This is a genomic window from Arcicella gelida (assembly GCF_034931025.1).
Taxonomy (GTDB): Bacteria; Bacteroidota; Bacteroidia; order Cytophagales; family Spirosomataceae; genus Arcicella; species Arcicella gelida.
In genome coordinates, this window is record NZ_JAYGIL010000075.1 from 1 (window position 1) to 1148 (window position 1148).

The 1148-nt window shown below is 32.1% G+C and carries 1 protein-coding gene; it reads right to left on the reverse strand.

Annotated elements, in window-relative coordinates; all coding sequences use genetic code 11:
- The coding region (locus tag VB776_RS24465) for an IS4 family transposase (RefSeq protein ID WP_323699468.1) at positions 1–1070 on the reverse strand (1070 nt) is incomplete at its 3' end.
- Between the last annotated feature and the right edge of the window lie 78 nt (positions 1071–1148).

Sequence of the window (1148 nt, forward strand, 5' to 3'; positions counted from 1 at the left end):
ATATTTGTCCATTTGGTGAATATATTAATACATTCAGTCCAGAGTTGCATAAAGGTTTTGGTAGGATTCTTTAATCCCCTCCTTATCACGTTCAAACCTTTTCTAAAAAAGCTATTGGCTTTATATCCATGTGGCTTAGTTTTTATTTTTTGTACTTTTTGATGATAGTATTCGCCAAATTTAAGGCATATAGCAACAGCAATGCTTACAAAAACTAATAGTTTACTTAGCTTTTTAGGACACTTCAAATGGGTTGATTCCAAATCAAATCCTCGCTCTTTAAAAGTCTGAAATAAAACTTCTATGCACCAGCGTTTACGATAAATCGCACCTATTTTTTTAGCGGGAAAATCGCTTATTAAAAATAAATAATCATCCGATGGCAACCTTTTTATCATAGCATTACACCAAACGCCATCAACCATACAATCGTGAAAATATCGTTCTGATTGATTTTCTAAAAGCTCTACTATTGAAAAGGTATTTCCATTTTTAAGCGTAAATAAATGACTTTTTGGGACACGCATACAATAGGGTATATAATTGTCTTTAAGGAATTTAACCCATTCTTGACCAATAAATTCCCTATCACCAATAATTACATTAATCCGATTTACTCCGATAACTTCAATAAGTTTCATTAGTAAATCTTTGCGATTTTGACAATTACTATTACCCGATTTGTTATCCAATAATTTCCAATAAAGAGGAATACCGATAGAACCATTTTGGGCTACAATCATTAAAACGTTACATTGATAAGCCCCAAAGTCCCATTCTGTTCTGTCAATGGATAAGGTAAACTTCCCTTTGGGTAAAAATAATGATAATAACAGACAAACTTGTTGATAGTCGAAATCGTAATCCTTGAAAAATGACTGAATAGTACGTTCTATAGATTCAACTTTTGCATCTGATTCAATATGAAATGCAATCTCTTGAAATTGCACTTTTCGACTATCTATTAAACCTAATAGAAAGGAAGATATAAATTTCTTTCTCGCTAAGTTCTTGGCTAATGGGATTTTACCCAACAATTTTATAATTTCGTCTTTGATGATTTGTTTCATCCTTAAAGGCTGGTTTGATGCGTGGTAGCTCAAAGTTCAGCCTTTTTGTTTTCAGAAACAAAATCTTCGGGTAGAGTA